The organism is Candidatus Odyssella thessalonicensis L13 (assembly GCF_000190415.1).
In the GTDB taxonomy this organism is placed as follows: domain Bacteria; phylum Pseudomonadota; class Alphaproteobacteria; order Paracaedibacterales; family Paracaedibacteraceae; genus Paracaedibacter; species Paracaedibacter thessalonicensis.
This window is the reverse complement of the sequence record NZ_AEWF01000002.1, coordinates 290,352-308,455: the sequence shown is the minus strand read 5'-3', so window position 1 is coordinate 308,455 and position 18,104 is coordinate 290,352. Positions and strand designations below refer to the sequence as shown.

At 43.9% G+C, this 18,104-nt stretch carries 14 protein-coding genes and 3 tRNA genes; 1 reads left to right on the top strand and 16 read right to left on the bottom strand.

Annotated elements, in window-relative coordinates; genetic code table 11:
• Nucleotides 1-5 precede the first annotated feature (5 nt).
• From rpsG to HMO_RS17505, 14 genes are all read right to left on the bottom strand, one after another.
• Nucleotides 6-476, bottom strand: a complete 471-nt coding sequence (gene rpsG, locus HMO_RS0104915) for a 30S ribosomal protein S7 (protein WP_010299426.1) — start codon at nt 474-476, stop codon at nt 6-8.
• A 19-nt stretch (nt 477-495) separates the two neighbouring features.
• Nucleotides 496-867, bottom strand: coding sequence for a 30S ribosomal protein S12 (gene rpsL, locus HMO_RS0104910; protein WP_010299423.1), 372 nt, complete (start codon nt 865-867; stop codon nt 496-498).
• Nucleotides 868-1,007: 140 nt separating this feature from the next.
• Nucleotides 1,008-5,168: a DNA-directed RNA polymerase subunit beta' gene (gene rpoC / locus HMO_RS0104905; protein ID WP_010299421.1), complete on the bottom strand. Its 4,161-nt coding sequence runs from the start codon at nt 5,166-5,168 to the stop codon at nt 1,008-1,010.
• A gap of 22 nt (nt 5,169-5,190) precedes the next feature.
• A complete protein-coding gene (rpoB, locus tag HMO_RS0104900; RefSeq protein WP_010299418.1) occupies nt 5,191-9,360 on the bottom strand; it encodes a DNA-directed RNA polymerase subunit beta in 4,170 nt (1,389 codons plus the stop codon).
• A 144-nt stretch (nt 9,361-9,504) separates the two neighbouring features.
• Nucleotides 9,505-9,879 (bottom strand): 50S ribosomal protein L7/L12, encoded by a 375-nt coding sequence (gene rplL / locus HMO_RS0104895; RefSeq protein WP_010299415.1) that lies wholly within the window; start codon nt 9,877-9,879, stop codon nt 9,505-9,507.
• 32 nt (nt 9,880-9,911) lie between these two features.
• Nucleotides 9,912-10,424, bottom strand: a complete 513-nt coding sequence (gene rplJ, locus HMO_RS0104890; RefSeq protein WP_010299412.1) for a 50S ribosomal protein L10 — start codon at nt 10,422-10,424, stop codon at nt 9,912-9,914.
• A 199-nt stretch (nt 10,425-10,623) separates the two neighbouring features.
• A complete protein-coding gene (gene rplA, locus HMO_RS0104885; RefSeq protein ID WP_010299409.1) occupies nt 10,624-11,310 on the bottom strand; it encodes a 50S ribosomal protein L1 in 687 nt (228 codons plus the stop codon).
• 6 nt (nt 11,311-11,316) lie between these two features.
• Nucleotides 11,317-11,745: a 50S ribosomal protein L11 gene (gene rplK / locus HMO_RS0104880; RefSeq protein ID WP_010299406.1), complete on the bottom strand. Its 429-nt coding sequence runs from the start codon at nt 11,743-11,745 to the stop codon at nt 11,317-11,319.
• 97 nt (nt 11,746-11,842) lie between these two features.
• Entirely contained in the window at nt 11,843-12,373 is a 531-nt protein-coding gene (gene nusG, locus HMO_RS0104875; protein WP_010299403.1) for a transcription termination/antitermination protein NusG, read from the bottom strand.
• 46 nt (nt 12,374-12,419) lie between these two features.
• Nucleotides 12,420-12,635 (bottom strand): preprotein translocase subunit SecE, encoded by a 216-nt coding sequence (gene secE, locus HMO_RS0104870; RefSeq protein WP_010299399.1) that lies wholly within the window; start codon nt 12,633-12,635, stop codon nt 12,420-12,422.
• 35 nt (nt 12,636-12,670) lie between these two features.
• Nucleotides 12,671-12,747 (bottom strand) — tRNA-Trp (locus tag HMO_RS0104865).
• Between the two features lie 128 nt (nt 12,748-12,875).
• Nucleotides 12,876-12,949: transfer RNA gene (locus HMO_RS0104860), tRNA-Gly, on the bottom strand.
• A gap of 45 nt (nt 12,950-12,994) precedes the next feature.
• Nucleotides 12,995-13,080: transfer RNA gene (locus tag HMO_RS0104855), tRNA-Tyr, on the bottom strand.
• A 451-nt stretch (nt 13,081-13,531) separates the two neighbouring features.
• Nucleotides 13,532-13,657 carry a hypothetical protein gene (locus HMO_RS17505; protein ID WP_010299397.1) on the bottom strand — a complete coding sequence of 42 codons (126 nt, stop codon included), beginning with the start codon at nt 13,655-13,657 and terminating at the stop codon, nt 13,532-13,534.
• Between the two features lie 315 nt (nt 13,658-13,972).
• Here HMO_RS17505 and rlmB point away from each other — a divergent pair, with 315 nt between their 5' ends.
• Complete coding sequence (gene rlmB, locus HMO_RS13840) at nt 13,973-14,704, top strand: 23S rRNA (guanosine(2251)-2'-O)-methyltransferase RlmB (RefSeq protein ID WP_010299395.1); 732 nt, start codon at nt 13,973-13,975, stop codon at nt 14,702-14,704.
• Nucleotides 14,705-15,347: 643 nt separating this feature from the next.
• Here the strand turns inward: rlmB and rlmD are convergent.
• Together rlmD and ftsA are read right to left on the bottom strand one after the other, a co-directional pair.
• The gene (gene rlmD / locus HMO_RS0104845; protein ID WP_010299391.1) at nt 15,348-16,589 is read right to left on the bottom strand and encodes a 23S rRNA (uracil(1939)-C(5))-methyltransferase RlmD; all 1,242 of its coding nucleotides are present in this window, start codon (nt 16,587-16,589) and stop codon (nt 15,348-15,350) included.
• 210 nt (nt 16,590-16,799) lie between these two features.
• Nucleotides 16,800-18,074, bottom strand: a complete 1,275-nt coding sequence (gene ftsA, locus HMO_RS13835; protein WP_010299389.1) for a cell division protein FtsA — start codon at nt 18,072-18,074, stop codon at nt 16,800-16,802.
• Nucleotides 18,075-18,104 lie beyond the last annotated feature (30 nt).

Below are 18,104 nucleotides of genomic sequence, written 5' to 3'. Positions count from 1 at the left end.
ATTCCTTACCAACGATAGTGAGCAAATGCACGGTTTGCTTCAGCCATTTTATGAGTATCTTCACGTTTTTTAACGGCAGCACCTCTATTGTTAATGGCATCTAACAATTCACCAGACAACCGGTCAATCATAGTTTTCTCGGAACGCTTGCGGGAACTGGAAATAATCCAGCGGAACGCTAAGGCCTGAGCTCGATCTGCCCGAACATCACAAGGAACTTGATAAGTTGCGCCACCGACACGACGGCTACGAACCTCAAGAGAAGGCTTAATATTCTCTAAGGCTTCTTCGAAAATTTCTAATGGGCTTTTACCGCTTTTACCTTGAATCTTATCAAAGGCTCCGTAAACAATTCTTTCAGCTACAGATTTTTTACCTTGATACATTAAGTTATTGATAAACTTTGCAACAACGATGCTATTAAACTTAGCATCCGGATTGATTTCTCTTTTTTCAGCCGCGCGACGACGTGACATTTTAACCTCTTAATTCTCTTTACTTAGGACGCTTTGCACCGTATTTAGAACGTGCTTGTTTACGATTTTTAACTCCTTGGGTATCCAATGTACCACGAACAATGTGATATCGCACACCTGGTAAGTCTTTTACACGCCCACCACGAATCATAACGACGGAGTGTTCTTGCAGGTTATGGCCTTCACCGGGGATGTAGCCTGTGACTTCAAATCCGTTAGTTAGGCGAATACGGGCAACCTTACGCAAAGCTGAGTTTGGTTTTTTTGGAGTTGTTGTAAATACACGAGTACATACTCCACGCTTTTGAGGACATGCTTCAAGAGCAGGAACTTTGTTTCTCGAAACTTTCGGAGCTCTTGGTTTCCGAATAAGTTGGTTAATTGTAGGCATGTGCCTATCCCCTTTTCTTTTACCTATATTACTATTCACACTAATAGCTTGCAAAAACGCAAGGGCACCAGTATTTGCACACTGGTTTCCTTGAATAATAAGCATGCTTTCCTAATATGTCAACGACTTAGTTTCCATATCTATGCATAAGATGATGCTTTTCCAGTATCATCGACGGGTAGAGAGCGAGCTGTCAAAGCTTCCTGGTCCCGTAGACCAGCAAGCTTACGCAAATTCTGAATGACGCTTCCAGTACCTGCAGGTATCAAGCGACCAACAATTACGTTTTCTTTTAGCCCGATCAAATCGTCTGTCTTTCCTGCGACAGCGGCCTCGGTCAGAACGCGAGTTGTTTCCTGGAAGGACGCTGCTGAGATAAACGATTTTGTTTGAAGCGATGCTTTTGTTATACCTTGCAGCACAGGTGTTCCTGAAGCTGGACGAAGGTTTTTATCGATCACCGCTTGGTTAACCTTGAAGAATTCTTCTCGGTCAATCTGTTCACCACGTACAAAGATAGTTTCACCTGGGTCAGTGATTTCATACTTCTGAAGCATCTGGCGAACGATAACCTCGATATGCTTATCATTAATCTTCACACCCTGTAAGCGATAGACTTGCTGAATCTCATTAACAAGGTAACTTGCTAAAGCTTCTACCCCAAGCACCCGAAGAATATCATGTGGATCAGAGTTGCCATCAACTAACAAATCTCCTCTCTTAACAATATCACCTTCATGAACGGTTATATGCCGTCCTTTTGGAATCAAATATTCAATGGGTTCTAACTCTTCATTAGTTGGAATAATTACAATACGGCGTTTTGTCTTGTAATCTTTTCCATATTCAACACGCCCATCGAATTCAGCAATAATAGCAGCATCTCGTGGATGGCGTGCTTCAAAAAGCTCAGAAACACGTGGCAAACCGCCAGTAATATCTCGAGTTTTAGTGGTTTCCCTTGGAACACGAGCCAAGATGTCACCAGCTTGAATTTCAGCATTATTCTCAACCGAAAGAATTGAATCGACTGACAAGAAATAACGTGCCTCAATCCCACTCCCTAGAAGCACAGGATTTCCTTTCTTATCCCGGATGCTGATCATTGGGCGCAAATCCGAACCTCGGGCTTGCTGTTTCCAGTCCACAACCACACGATTAGAAATGCCGGTGGATTCGTCGGTTACCTCACGCATAGAGATTCCGTCAACCAGATCAACATAATGGACTATACCAGCGGCTTCCGAAACGATCGGAATGGTATACGGATCCCATTCAACAAGCTTCTGTCCTTGTTGAACTTTATCTCCTTCTTTAACAAGAATCTTAGATCCATAAGGAATACGGTTGCGCGCTCGTTCACGGCCTTGATCATCAACGATCAAAACTTCACAATTGCGTGACAATACCATATCTGCCCCAGAACTACTGGTCACAATGTTCTTATTACGGAACTGAATTGTACCGGCGTGAACCGCCTCAATACTGTTTTGTTCTGCCCCACCTTGAGCCGCCCCACCAATATGGAAGGTTCGCATGGTTAACTGAGTTCCCGGTTCACCAATTGACTGTGCAGCAATAACACCGACTGCTTCTCCTGAATTAACGAGGATTCCGCGTGCCAGATCACGGCCATAACACTTGGAGCAAATTCCATTTTTGGATTCACATGTTAATACTGAGCGGATTTTAACAGTATCTATACCTGCTGTATCAATCTGATCAAGGACATCCTCTTCAATCAGATCGCCTGCAGCAAGGATAACCTTTCCACTGGCTGTATCAACAATATCCGTCGCAGCAGAGCGTCCTAAGATTCTCTCCGACAAGGAAGCAATGGTATCGCCCCCTTCCATGACTGCTGAAAGGCTAATCCCGTGTGAAGTACCACAGTCCAATTCAGTAATAATACAATCCTGCGCCACATCCACCAGACGTCGGGTTAGATATCCCGAGTTTGCCGTTTTCAAAGCAGTGTCAGCTAACCCTTTACGGGCGCCGTGGGTGGACGTAAAGTATTCTAAAACGTTCAACCCCTCTTTAAAGTTAGAGATGATTGGTGTCTCAATAATATCCCCTGATGGACGAGCCATAAGACCGCGCATACCGGCTAACTGCTTCATCTGAGCCACAGACCCTCGAGCTCCAGAATGAGCCATCATGTAAACAGAATTTACATGCTCCCCTGGCTTAGTCTTTGACATCGCTTTCATCATTTCTTCAGCGACGCGATCTGTACACTGAGACCACGCATCAACAACCTTGTTGTATTTCTCACCTTGGGTGATTAAGCCATCTGCATACTGCTGCTCAAATTCTGAAACGTAAGCTTTGGTTTCATCAATTAACTTCTTTTTCGCTTCAGGGATAATTAGATCATCCTTACCAAAGGAGATCCCTCCCCGTGTCGCATATTGGAAACCAAGTCCCATCAAGCGGTCCACGAATATGACAGTTTCTTTTTGACCACAATGTCGATAGACAAGGTCAACTAAGTTACCGATTTCCTTGGATGTTAGTTGGTTATTTATAAGATCAAAGGTCACCTTATCACTCTTCGGCAAAATTTGACTGAGAAGCAAACGTCCTGGAGTAGTCTCAACCCTTTTATGGAGGACAGAGCCATCCGCTTGATAATAAGGTACCCGGGCTGTAATCTTTGTATGAAGCTCGACCAGCTTGTTTTGTAATGCATGCTCTGCTTCTGCAAGCGAGGCAATAACCATTCCTTCGCCCGGTAAAGACTCTCTGATCTGGCTTAAGTAATAGATTCCTAAGACAATGTCCTTTGAGGGCACGATAATAGGACGACCGTTTGCAGGGCTAAGGATGTTATTTGTTGACATCATTAAGACACGAGCTTCCAGCTGTGCTTCTAGCGATAATGGCACATGGACAGCCATTTGGTCACCGTCAAAGTCAGCATTAAAAGCCGCACATACAAGCGGGTGCAATTGAATCGCTTTACCTTCAATTAATGTTGGTTCGAATGCTTGAATACCCAGTCTGTGAAGAGTCGGAGCTCGGTTTAGCAATACCGGGTGCTCTCTGATAACTTCTTCGAGAACATCCCAAACTTCAGGGCGTTCTTTTTCAACCATTCGTTTTGCGGCTTTCAGGGTGCTGGCTAAGCCATACCGCTCTAAGCGTGCATAAATAAAAGGCTTAAACAGCTCTAACGCCATTTTTTTCGGCAAACCACATTGATGTAACTTCAGCTCGGGACCCACGACAATAACAGAACGGCCCGAATAGTCAACGCGCTTACCAAGAAGGTTTTGACGGAAGCGACCTTGTTTCCCCTTAAGCATATCTGCCAAAGACTTCAGTGGGCGCTTATTGGCACCCGCAATTGCTCGACCACGCCGTCCATTATCAAAGAGAGCATCCACAGACTCTTGCAGCATTCTTTTTTCATTGCGGACAATAATGTCAGGAGCCCGCAGCTCTATTAATCTTTTTAAGCGGTTATTACGGTTAATAACACGTCTATATAGATCATTAAGATCGCTGGTTGCGAACCGCCCGCCATCCAAAGGCACTAAGGGTCTTAATTCTGGAGGGATTACGGGAATGACATCCATGATCAGCCACTGAGGATTGGTGTTCGAGTCTATAAATGCTTCAAAAAGCTTTAGACGCTTAACCAATTTTTTCCGGCGCATTTCAGAGCTTGTTTCTAACAACTCTTCGCGCATTTCGTCACGTTCTCTTTCTAGGTCAATTTGACCGAGAAGACGCTTTAGGGCTTCTGCTCCAATACCGGCAGTAAACGCATCTTCACCATACTCATCTTGCGCACGCGCAAATTCGTCTTCCGTGATAAGCTGACCTTTACGGTATGGCGTCATACCGGGATCAATGATGACATAATTTTCAAAGTATAGAACGCGATCGACATCCTTTAACGCCATATCCAGCAGTAACGCGACGCGACTTGGAAGAGACTTAGTAAACCATATATGAGCTACAGGACAGGCAAGTTCAATGTGCCCCATCCGATCGCGGCGAACTTTACTTAAAGTAACCTCAACTCCGCATTTTTCACAGATAACGCCTCGGTATTTCATCCGCTTATACTTACCACATAAGCATTCATAGTCCTTCACTGGACCAAAAATGCGCGCACAGAATAAGCCGTCTCGTTCTGGCTTAAAGGTACGATAGTTTATGGTTTCTGGCTTTTTCACTTCACCATAGGACCAGGACCTTATTTGTTCTGGGCTGGCAATAGAAATTCGTATCGCTTCAAAGCCAGGCGCGATTTCATTTGTTTCGATTTTCCGTAATGCATTGTTCATCTATTTTCTCCGAAACTAATTTCTATTGCTCAAACGACATATTCAAACCAAGCGAACGAAGTTCCTTGACCAGAACGTTGAAGGATTCTGGGATACCAGCCTCCATATTATCATCACCACGAACGATTGCTTCATATACTTTTGTTCTACCGGAGACATCATCGGACTTAACAGTTAACATTTCCTGCAGCGTATAAGCAGCACCATAAGCTTCAAGGGCCCAGACTTCCATTTCACCAAAGCGCTGACCACCAAATTGAGCTTTACCGCCCAAAGGTTGTTGGGTAACCAAGCTGTAAGGCCCAATTGAGCGGGCGTGGATCTTATCATCAACCAAATGGTGAAGCTTTAGCATATAAATGTATCCGACCGTGGTTGGCCGATCTAAACGCTCCCCTGTCCGCCCATCAACAAGATATTGTTGGCCGGTTGTTGGAATACCACTTGCAATTAAAGCATCAGCAATATCTTGCTCAGAGGCCCCATCGAAGACCGGAGTAGCGATAGGTACGCCGCGGCGTAAATTGCGAGCTAGTTCCATTACTTGCTCATCCGGCATATTATCAATATCTTTAGCATCCTCAGTCTTATTATAAACTTTTTTAAGCTCTGCTTTAAGTTCACCTAGTTGGGCATTACTTTGCTGGATACGGAGTACAGCATCATTAATTTGCTTACTTAATCCTGCGGCGGCAGCTCCCATATGGGTCTCTAAGATTTGTCCCACGTTCATACGAGACGGTAAACCGAGCGGATTGAGAATAATATCTAGTATGGTTCCATCTTCTAAATGTGGCATATCTTCAAGCGGAACAATACGTGAAACCACACCCTTATTTCCGTGACGGCCAGCCATTTTATCTCCAGGCTGAATCTTACGCTTAACAGCAATAAAGACTTTAACCATTTTTAAGACCCCAGGCGATAGCTCATCGCCAGCCCTGAGCTTTTCTACTTTACCTTCAAACCAATCCTGTAACTTTGTAAACCCATCATCTAGATGACGCTTCATAGCTTCAACACGCGACATTACATCATCATTATCAACAAGCAGTTGCTTCCACTGGTGCTTTGGCAACTCAGCTAAAAACGCCTCTGTGATTTTCTCGCCAGTCTTAATGCCTTTAGGAGCAGAAACTAAAGTATGGCCGAGAAGCATTTCTTCTAGGTTTTTATAGAAGTTACGCTCAAGAATAGCTTTTTCTGCATCTCTATCCTTAGCTAACCGTTCAATTTCTTGACGCTCAATTGTAAGAGCACGCTCATCCTTATCTACACCGCGACGAGAAAAGACGCGTACGTCAACAATCGTACCGGCAATTCCTGGCGGTACCCGCAAAGAGGTATCTCTTACATCGGAGGCTTTTTCACCAAAGATAGCTCTTAACAGCTTCTCTTCAGGGGTCATCGGTGACTCACCTTTAGGCGTAACTTTACCAACAAGAATATCGCCCGCTTTAACTTCAGCCCCGATGTAAATAATACCGGCTTCATCAAGGTTTCTTAAGGCCTCTTCTCCCACATTAGGAATATCGCGGGTGATTTCTTCATTACCCAGCTTCGTATCGCGGGCCATGACCTCAAACTCTTCAATGTGAATGGAGGTAAAGACATCGTCTTGCGCGATTCTCTCGGACAGAATAATTGAGTCCTCAAAGTTATAACCTTGCCAGGACATAAATCCAACCAAAACGTTGCGTCCGAGCGCTAATTCTCCCAGCTCAGTTGCCGGGCCATCCGCAATCACATCGCCCTTTTTAATGATATCACCTTTCTTAACCAAAGGTTTTTGGTTAATGCAGGTGCTCATGTTTGAGCGCTGGAATTTCTGAAGGTTATAAATATCGACACCCACAGAGTCATCGCCTTCTGTCCGCTCCAAAACACGGATAACTATACGTCGTCCATCGACACTATCGACCACCCCTGCCCGCTTTGCCAGCACACAAGAGCCCGAATCTTTAGCAACCGTGGCTTCCATCCCAGTTCCCACGAGAGGTGCTTCACAGCGTAAAAGCGGAACAGCTTGGCGTTGCATGTTGGAGCCCATTAATGCTCGGTTTGCATCGTCATTTTCCAGGAAGGGAATCAAAGAAGCTGCCACAGAGACGAGCTGTTTTGGTGATACGTCAACCAAGGTTATGTCTTCACGGGGTTGAATAACGAATTCGCCATTTTTACGACAGGTCACTAACTCATCAGCAATACGGCCATCTTTATCTAAGGTAATGTTAGCCTGCGCAATAATATGTCGCGTTTCTTCCATAGCCGTTAAATAAACGATCTCATTTGTTACTTTGCCCTCTTTGACCTTGCGGTAAGGGCTTTCAATAAACCCATACTGATTTACCCGCGCATAGGTCGCCAAAGAGTTAATAAGTCCAATGTTTTGTCCTTCTGGGGTTTCAATAGGACAAATACGTCCATAGTGGGTCGGATGCACGTCACGTACTTCGAAGCCAGCTCGATCACGTGTTAACCCACCAGGCCCTAAAGCAGACAAGCGACGCTTATGCGTAATCTCAGAGAGTGGATTAGTCTGGTCCATAAATTGGGATAATTGAGAGGAACCAAAAAACTCCCTAACCACTGCAGCTGCTGGTTTTGCGTTAATCAAATCGTGAGGCATCACTGTATCAATTTCAACAGAGCTCATCCTCTCTTTGATCGCACGCTCCATGCGGCTGAGGCCAACACGGTACTGGTTCTCCAATAACTCACCGACAGCTCTGACGCGGCGATTACCAAGGTTATCAATATCATCGATTTCGCCGCGGCCATCCTTAAGCTCAAGCAGCGCCTTTAAAATGAGTAGGATATCTTCCTTACGTAAGATCCGAACACTATCTGAACAATCGATATCCAGACGGGCGTTCATTTTGACGCGGCCCACTGCGGATAAGTCGTATTTTTCAGCATCAAAAAATAGGCCTGTAAAGAGAGCTTCTGCCCCTTCGAGGGTTGGCGGCTCGCCAGGACGCATAACGCGATAAATCTCAAATAAGGCTTCTTCACGGTTATTAATCTTATCCGCAATGAGAGAGTTACGCAGATAAGGACCGACGTTGACATTGTCAATATGTAGGACAGGAATCTCTTTAAGGTTAAGATTTTGCTCTAGCACAGAGATGATCTTTAATGTTAACTCTTCTCCTGCCTCAGCATAAATTTCCCCGGTCTCTTCATTTATATATTCTTTAGCAAGATAGAGACCTTCGAGGTTTTCGCTATAAACAAGAATCTCACTCAGACCATCTGCTGCAAATTTCTTTGCCATTCTTGGGGTAATTTTTGTACCCGCTGACGCAACAACAGTGCCTGTTGACGCATCAATGAGATCTGATGTCAGCTTCACACCCCGCCAGTTTTCAGGTAAGTAAGCGGTCTTCCATCCTTTTTTATGTTTACTATAAGTTATCGTTTCATAAAAGGTGGCTAAGATCTCTTCTCTTGACATACCTGTTACCATGGCTGCGGGCAGAGGCTGGCCTTTTGCCTCTGCTTCGGCTCTTTTTTGCATCGTCGCTGCTGAATCGAGAGCCATTAAAAATGCGGTAATGGGCAACTTACGACGCCGATCGATACGTACATGCACCAGATCTTTTGGATCGAATTCAAAGTCAAGCCAGGAACCGCGATAAGGCACGACGCGGGCAGCAAACAAGTATTTTCCTGAAGAATGGCTCTTTCCTTTATCATGGTCAAAGAAGACGCCAGGGCTACGGTGCATCTGTGAGACAATAACACGCTCAACCCCATTAATAATGAAGGTTCCATTATCCGTCATTAAGGGCATATCCCCCATATAGACTTCTTGTTCTTTGATATCTTTTATAGATTTTGCACCAGTATCTTCGTCAATATCCCACACAACCAAGCGTAAGGTTAGCTTTAAAGGAGCCGCATAAGTTAGCCCGCGCTGACGACATTCATCCTCGTCATATTTAGGTTTATCAAAGTCATACTTAAAATATTCTAAGTGAGCTTTACCGGAAAAATCAGTGATCGGGAAAGTCGATTTAAATACTTCGTGTAACCCGATTTCTTCTCTTTTATTGTATGCGATACTTTGTTGCAAAAACTTTTCATAAGAAGACTTTTGCAATTCAATCAGGTTCGGCATTTTAGCTTCATCAGAAATACGACCGAAGTTTTTACGAAATCTCTTCATACCGGTAAAAGATCTTACCATTGATTCCCTCATTAAAAGTCTATTTTTTTAAAATTAGCTGTTTATACAAACGATTAAACAACTCTTTGATACAGATTAATTGTCTGCATTAAAGAGTTGTTTGAGAGGAAGGAGGCATAAACGCCTCCTCCATGTGCAGTAAGCTTATTTAACTTCAACTTTTGCACCAGCTTCTTCAAGCTGCTTCTTAAGCTTATCAGCTTCGTCTTTGCTAACTGCTGTTTTAACAGCCTTTGGAGCTGCTTCAACAAGGTCTTTAGCTTCTTTAAGACCAAGGCCTGTAACTTCACGAACAACTTTAATAACGTTGATTTTGTTTGCACCCGCATCAGCTAAAACAACATCAAATTCTGTTTTTGCTTCAGCAGCTTCTGCAGCCATACCACCGGCTGCTGCAACTGCAACAGGAGCTGCAGCTGTAACGCCCCAATGCTCTTCTAATTTCTTAGAAAGCTCAGCAGCTTCTAAAACTGTGAGTTTTGATAACTCTTCAACGATTTTATCTAGATTAGCAGACATTTATATCTCCTTCTGTCTTTATCTTATCAAGGTTATTGACCACTGCCGTAGGCGTTCAATACGCGCGCCACACGGGTAGCAGGTTCTTTCGCCAATAGGGCAATACGAGTTGCTGGGGTATTGATAACAGCAATAATCTTGGAGCGCAGCTCATCAAGTGATGGCAATTTAGCCAACGCATCAACACCTTTTGCATCAAGGATCTGACCATCAAGATAGCCACCCACAAGTTTCAAGCGATCGTTTTTATTTGCAAACTTCGCTGTTACTTTTGCAGGAGCAATTACATCTTCGCTAGAAAAAGCAAGTGCTGTTGGCCCTTCTAAAATAGCAGATAATCCCTCAAGAGGGGTTCCTTGTACTGCGATCTTGGCGAGAGTGTTTTTCAAAACCTTGAACTCTGCACTAGCACCACGCATCTCACGACGAAGAGCGGACACCTCAGATACTGTAAGGCCGGTTTGATGGGCCACTACAACACACTTGGCGTTCATCAACTTCTCACGCATCTGCGCAACTAGCTGTTCTTTTTCTGAACGGTTCATGTTAACACTCCTAACAGTTTATTTTCTCTGTACACTCACAGAGCTTAAACCGGTTAGCCCGGTTTTTCTGTCCCAGAAGGAGTCGCGTCCCTCTGTCTCAATAGGCGGTTTCCCATTACCCTAAACGGACCTACAGTCTTGGACAGACACAAGGATTTACCTTGTGTATCTAGAGAGGGGGGATCCCCCCCTTTAGAATTTACTCAGAAATCTCAAATTTAACTGCTGGCCCCATCGTAGAGCTTAAGCTCAAAGACTTTAAGTATGTTCCCTTAACGCCTGTTGGCTTTGCCTTAATGACAGCATCAACATAAGATTTCACATTTTCTATAATAGCTTGCTCGCTAAAGCTTGCTTTACCTACACCAGCATGAACGATACCTGCTTTTTCAGTGCGGTATTCAACCTGACCACCCTTAACTGATTTAATAGCCTCAGCAACGTCCATGGTAACGGTTCCAAGCTTGGGGTTAGGCATTAAGCCACGGGGACCGAGAATCTTACCAACACGACCTACAAGCCCCATCATATCCGGAGTGGCAATACAACGATCGAATGGCATATCGCCCGCTTGGATTTTTTCCATTAGATCTTCAGCGCCCACAATATCAGCTCCAGCTTTTAAAGCTTCTTCTGCTTTAGGGCCTTTTGCAAAAACGGCTACGCGATAGGTTTTACCTGTCCCGTTGGGTAATTGCACAACGCCGCGCAAATTTTGGTCAGCTTTGCGGGGGTCAACATTCAAGTTCATGGCAACTTCAATAGTCTCATCAAACTTAGCTGTAGCACACTTCTTGATAACTTTAACTGCTTCAGCTAAAGAGTAAACTTTATTGCGATCGACTTCTTGAGCAGCGTTCTTAAGTCTTTTTCCTAACTTTGCCATGACTTTTTACTCCACCACTTCCAAGCCCATTGAACGAGCAGAACCTGCAATCATTAATGCAGCTGCATCAATATCATTCGCATTTAGATCAACCATTTTCAGTTGCGCTATTTCCCGCACCTGCCCCATCGTCACTTGACCAACCGCACCACGGCCAGGTGTTTGTGATCCTTTACCGAGCTTTGCTGCCTTCTTAAGAAGATAAGAAGCTGGCGGAGTCTTCATAACAAATGAAAAGGTACGATCAGCGTAGACCGTAATAACCACGGGGATAGGCATCCCTGGTTCCATACTCTGACTTTCAGCATTAAATGCTTTACAGAATTCCATAATATTTAATCCGCGTTGACCCAAAGCAGGCCCAATAGGTGGTGACGGATTCGCTTTTCCTGCGGATACTTGTAACTTAATGTACCCTGTGATCTTCTTTGCCATAACTATCCTCAGTTATTTTAGTGTTTTCCTGAGTGTGTGGTTTGATAGTGGTCCCTATCTCCCACACGCTATTCTCTTTTACTTAAGAAAGAGCCGACTATATTTTTTCAACCTGGTTGAATTCCAGCTCAACGGGTGTCGGACGCCCGAAAATCATAACAGACACTTTAAGGCGTGCTTTTTCATTATCAACGTCTTCCACGACGCCGCTAAAGGAGGAGAAAGGTCCATCACAAACTCGGATCTGTTCACCAATTTCAAAGTCAATTGCATGCCTTGGACGTTCTGCTGAATCTTGAACTTGCTTCAAAATGCGAGAGACTTCTGCTTCTGAAATAGGGGCAGGTTTGCCCTTCGCGCCCAAGAATCCTGATACTTTTGGAGTATTGCGTACAAGATGCCATGATTCATCATTTAAATCAATTTTCGCAAGAACATAACCTGGAAAATAATTTTTTTCAACAGAGATCTTAGCACCGCGTCTGATTTCAACAACTTCTTCCGAAGGCACAAGAATTTCTCCAAAGTAATCTTGCAGACCTTTTTTTTCAGCTTGTTCACGAATAGCCTGAGCGACTTTCTTTTCAAAGCCAGAATAAACGTTTACAACATACCAACGGAGAGCCATTATTTAACCTCAAGACTTTGCGATCACGCAATCTTCAAAAATACCATTAACCGGCAATACCGATAAGGAAATTAACACAACGATAAGCGATGGAATCTACAACCGCAAAGTAAATAGCCGCAACAACTGCGAAGATAAAGACGAATGTTGTCGTTAACTTTGTCTCATTCCAGGAAGGCCAGGTTACTTTTTTTGCTTCTTGACGAACTTGTGGAAAAAAATCCCGAGCTTGTTGAATAAGACTCTTACTTTCGGTACTCATATATTACACTCTAATCTGTATCGCAAACACAAAAATGGCAGGAGTGGAGGGTCTCGAACCCCCAACCTTCGGTTTTGGAGACCGACGCTCTAGCCAATTGAGCTACACTCCTGCATACTATAGACACTTCTTGTTTATGAATTTATAACTCATATAATTACTGCTGTCTATAGAAAAAGTGGAGATCCTAAGGATCCCCCCCCTTATATACCCTGTGCTGAACTGCTCATTAAAAAAAATTGGAGCGGGTGAAGGGAATCGAACCCTCATAACCAGCTTGGAAGGCTGGGGCTTTACCACTAAGCTACACCCGCATACTGTTGAACTATACCATCCATAATCTTGCATTTCAAGTATGATGGTGGAGGGAGAAGGATTTGAACCTACGTAGACATACGTCGGCAGATTTACAGTCTGCTGCCTTTGACCGCTCGGCCATCCCTCCTGGTTCACTACTACAATTTTGTAATTGATTTAAACACTACCTGTCAACATTGTTTTTTGTTTTTCTAACTTTTTCTTTGGCAGAATCCAACTCCTCTCTTCTAGACGGGCGATTTAGATCTGTATTTATCGGGTTCTCCGGGTCTTACAATTTAATCCATTCCAGTCAACCTTTAAGAATAATTGTATACATAGCAATATGACGTCTGCTTTGGTGCAAATTAGGAGGAAAGCCCTAAAGGTTTCTCAACAGCCTGCGCGCGAGCCCACGATTCATGCTTATCCTGCCTCTCTTACCCATACAAGCTAACAAAAGCACAAACTTATGAAACTTCTAGGGGCACCTTTTCAGCTGGTAAATTAAAATAGATAACAGTTTCAGGGTTGTTAGCTTGCTCTTTCAAATGGATCTGCGCTTCAGCTTCAGCGTTCGCATCTATCTCAAAAAGCTTTTATAATGCTTTGAGTTTTCCTGAAGTATGCGCCTCGAACCACCAGCTGTCTTCCTGATCAGAGAACATCATAGCTAATGCAAAGTTTAGCTTTCCTTCTTGCGCTTTCTTAAAGTAATTTGTCAATTATCTCTTTTAACTCTTGGTCTCTCATAATTATTCTCCACAATATTATTAACTTACATCTTTAAACTAAGAGATAATACTTTAGAAAAATTACGACAGAGCGATAAGTTTGAAAATCAACCATCTTTCTCTCACCTGCTATAATTCTAACTATCTCATCCCTTTAAGAGATCACTCTTCTAGGAAAGAGTTAAGGAAGAGGTGGTGAAGTCTTATTACCGTCACGCTAATATCTTCTCCTAACCAAGCTGTTCCACACTAAAGTGGAAAAAATTAAGAGGATGTGATACAGATAACAAAAAGGAAATTTATCTTATGAAGCTCCATCGCTCAAAATATTATATGTACGGAATTCATCCGTGTGCGGCCGCCTTACAAAATCCCATGCGACAGATTGATGAAATTATTTATTCATCAGAAAGACTACTGGAAAAGTTTCCGCCCCTCCCCAAGCCAATCAAGACGCGACAAGCGGATAAGGCATGGTTTGACAAAACACTAGGGAGTGAGGCTGTCCATCAAGGCATTGCGATGCGAGTTTCCGGCCTCGATCCTTTAGGAATCGATGAGCTCAAAGCATTTAGTCACCCTAATCAATTGGTCATTATTCTCGACCAAGTGAGTGATCCTCATAATGTGGGCGCGATCATTCGCACAGCCGCGGCCTTTGGAGCCAAGGCTCTGGTGATGACCGACCGCCATGCCCCCGAAGAGACAGGCGTATTAGCCAAATCAGCCTCTGGGGCTTTAGAGATTGTTCCTATTATGCGCTATGCAAATCTTGCTAATGCAATCCAAGAACTGAAAGAAGCTGGGTTCTGGATATATGGATTTGCCGAAAGCGGCGACCAAAGTCTCTCCAATATCAGCTTTTCTGGCAAGGTCGGCTTAGTGATGGGCGCGGAAGGGGCTGGGATGCGAGAGTTGACGAAGAAAAACTGCGACTTTTTGATCCGCTTAGAGACAACTAAGGAATTTTCTACACTGAATGTTTCAAATGCTGCAGCAATTGCCATGTATCAAGTCTTTACTAAGTTCACTCCCTAATTTTAGAAGGTTAAGACCGGAAATTAGAAGCACACGAGATTCACTATTTAATTGAGCAACGTTAAGTGTCTGTCAGTTCATCTCGCCAAATTATTGTTGTCTCTTAGGAAGGATTTCTATCTGCTGCGTGACTTCAAAATAACGTACCTTTACGGGAGTCCCTAAAACGCTTCACTATATTAATGGCCGCGTTACAGCTCTCTATGACAATTAGGCAGAGCTCCATGTCTTTACCGAACGGGTTGACGGCTTTTACCCTCACTCAGCACCTTTTCCTCGGATAATAATTCCTGGAAGAGATTTAAGTATCGTCTTATGAATTTCTTCCTCCCCAGAGATTATCTTTGAGGAAGATTAATCTTATAAGCATAGACTGCAAGCCACGTAAAAGAGGGATGCATCCTGCTATAAATTATATGATTAGGTCAGGGAGCGAATAATGGCGTACTCTGCTACATTCACGCTTACCTCTCCTTTCTATTTTTCCTACACAAAGAGATAAGCTTTACTATAATCCCATCCCACTATTAAGAAGACTACGCGTTAATCCGCCCTTAAGCCGCTTGGCTCCATGGGGCGCTAGAATTCAGCAATACCTAGAAATACTAAATTAGAAAGTCTTTAGCTAATTCCACGTCCTCTATCATGGTCGATAAAATTTACCGATAACTTCTAAGTGCTCTGACCACAAAAACTGATCTAGAGGTGTCACAGACTCTAAACTAAAGCCTGCTTGACAAAGTACCTGAGCATCGCGCGCAAAGGAGGCCGGATTACAGGAGATATAGACCACATGTTGTAAAGTCGACTGAGCAACTTGTTCAACTTGAGCTAAAGCGCCGGCCCGTGGGGGATCCACAAATATAAAATCATACTCTTGTAACTCTTCAGCACTCAACGGATTGGCAAAAAGGTCACGTTTGATAACTGTGATAGGTATCTGTGCCTTATTTGCTGCTGATTGTAAGGCAGTAATAGCATCATTTTCACACTCAAAGGCATCGGTAGGCCCTCTTTTTGCCATTAAAAAAGTAAAGGTGCCTCGCCCAGAAAAGAGATCCACGCCGCGGTTAACCTTAATAGGCATATACTCTGCTACTCGTTGCAGCATAAACTCATCGGCATCATCACTCGCTTGCAGAAATTTACCGGCTTCAACGGCGACATCCACCCCCGAGAAGTTGACCACAGGCTCTTTAAAAGTAACTAAAGGACGATAATTTATTAGCAAGCGGGCAATATTATTCTCTTGCGCAAAGCTGGTCAAATCTTCAATTTGGGGTAAAGTCGGATTTCTTAAAAAGCCAGTTTTCAAGTTTACGTCTAATCCGACCTTTGTGGCTAAGATGTCTACAGTTCCTGACTCCCGACTTTGGAACATAGTTGCCAATAATCTTCGAAGACGCGGTATCAACTGCTCTATCTCCGGCAAAACAAGATGGCATTCTTTATTATCGATTATCCACTTTGTTCCTCGACGCATATACCCAATCATCATCCCTTCATGACGATGCGCAAATGTTAACGAGATTCGACGACGGCGGTGCGGAGGAATTATGTGCAACGGCTTCCATTCTTGGGCCTTAACACCGTGGAACTCAAGGGCACGCTTTAAAAGCCCAACTTTAAACTCTTGGTAGGACGGTTGGTTCAGGTGCTGAAGCTTACAGCCGCCACATTCTTCAAAATGAACACACGGAGGCGATTGGCGAAGCGGAGATTTCTGAAAAAATTGGTTAACGTTAATGCGCGAATATTTCTTGCCTTTAATAACTTCAAAGTCGATTTCGTCGCCGGGGGCCGTGAAAGGAACAAAGTATTTTTCTCCTTCAACGATCGCTACGCCATCACCATCAATTCCAATCGATTCAATTTTTGCTCTCATTATTTGTTTTCCTTAGGGAAAGATATATTGCAGCCAACTTAGCGTGATGAAACATTATCAAGCTTAATCTAGTTCATCACAATAAATTCGCTAATTTAAAGTTAGGTGTCAAGCCTTTCAGCTTATTTTCATCCGAGCTGATTTGAGAATGCTTTATGGTATGAATATCAGAGACTGGATAACCATCACATACCCCAGCGCGTATAAGAGCTAAAGGTTTTCCCTTATCCAGCCAACCACCCGTTGAAGCAAGTTATCTCCCACAACAGGTTTTGCCAAGACCGCATGATCTTCACTCATAAAGTCACGCATGGCAAACTTAAGCAACCCGCCACAGGTGGCAAATGTTGGTGTGGAAACAAAATCTCCCCCGCCATGAAATCCGATAGGACTGCCCACTCGGATCTGCTTTTGCCACTTTTGTGAAGCTAGCTCACGGATTCCAGGTAACTGACTTGTTCCCCCTGTCAGAACAATTCGCTGTCCGACAATGCGATCCATGCCTGAATACTGCAATCTTTTCCAGATTAGATCCAACATTTCCTCGGCTCGGGCTCTAACAATATGGACAAGCAACGACTTTGGCACTTGATGAGTAGCTGTTATCTTGCTTTCCCCTAATTGCGGCACAATAATGCTTTCGCGTTCATCTGAAGACGACGTAATAGTTGTACCATATAAGGTTTTTAAGCGTTCTGCTTGGGAGAGCGGCGTTGACAAGCCCCGCGCAATATCATTGGTTATATGCGCTCCGCCAATGGGGATGCTATCCACATGAACTAAAGCACCATCAAGAAAGGAAGCGACACCACAGCTGCTGCCTCCCAGATCGATTACTGTAACGCCTAAGGATAATTCATCCTCATCGAGCGTAGCTAAACCTGAAGCATAGGGCGCAACTACAAATCCCGCCACCCCTAAATGACAGCGATCAATGCAATTGGTGATATTCTGCATGACCCCGTTAGCAATAGAAACAATATGGAGACTCGCCATCAACTTTTTACCAAATAACCCTCGTGGATCTCGGATGCCAAATTCGCTATCCAAAGCATATGTTACCGGTAACACATGAACTATCTGCTGATCCTCTTTCTGAAAGGCCTGCCGTCCCATGACCAGCAGTTGCCGTATATGATTATTGTCGACAGGACCATTACCCAAGGCCAGTTCAACATCTAAGGTATGAGAACGGGCCGTTGCTGCAGATATGCTAACATAGACTGCATCCAAGGTCTCTTTAGCCATTTGTTCTGCCGTATGGACTGCATTCAAGATCGAGTCTTCCAGAGCTTCCAGATCAGTGATAATGCCATTTCGGATGCCTTGTGAATGCTGATGCCCGACGCCAATAACCCGTAACGTATCACCACTGGCACGCTCATCCACCCGGGCAATAGCACAGCAGATTTTGTTGCTACCTAAGTCAATAGAAGCAAAGATATCTTTACGGCGCTTATGTGTTTTCTTAAAAAAAAGGTTCATATTTATAACCTAGCTGATTTTTTAATTGTC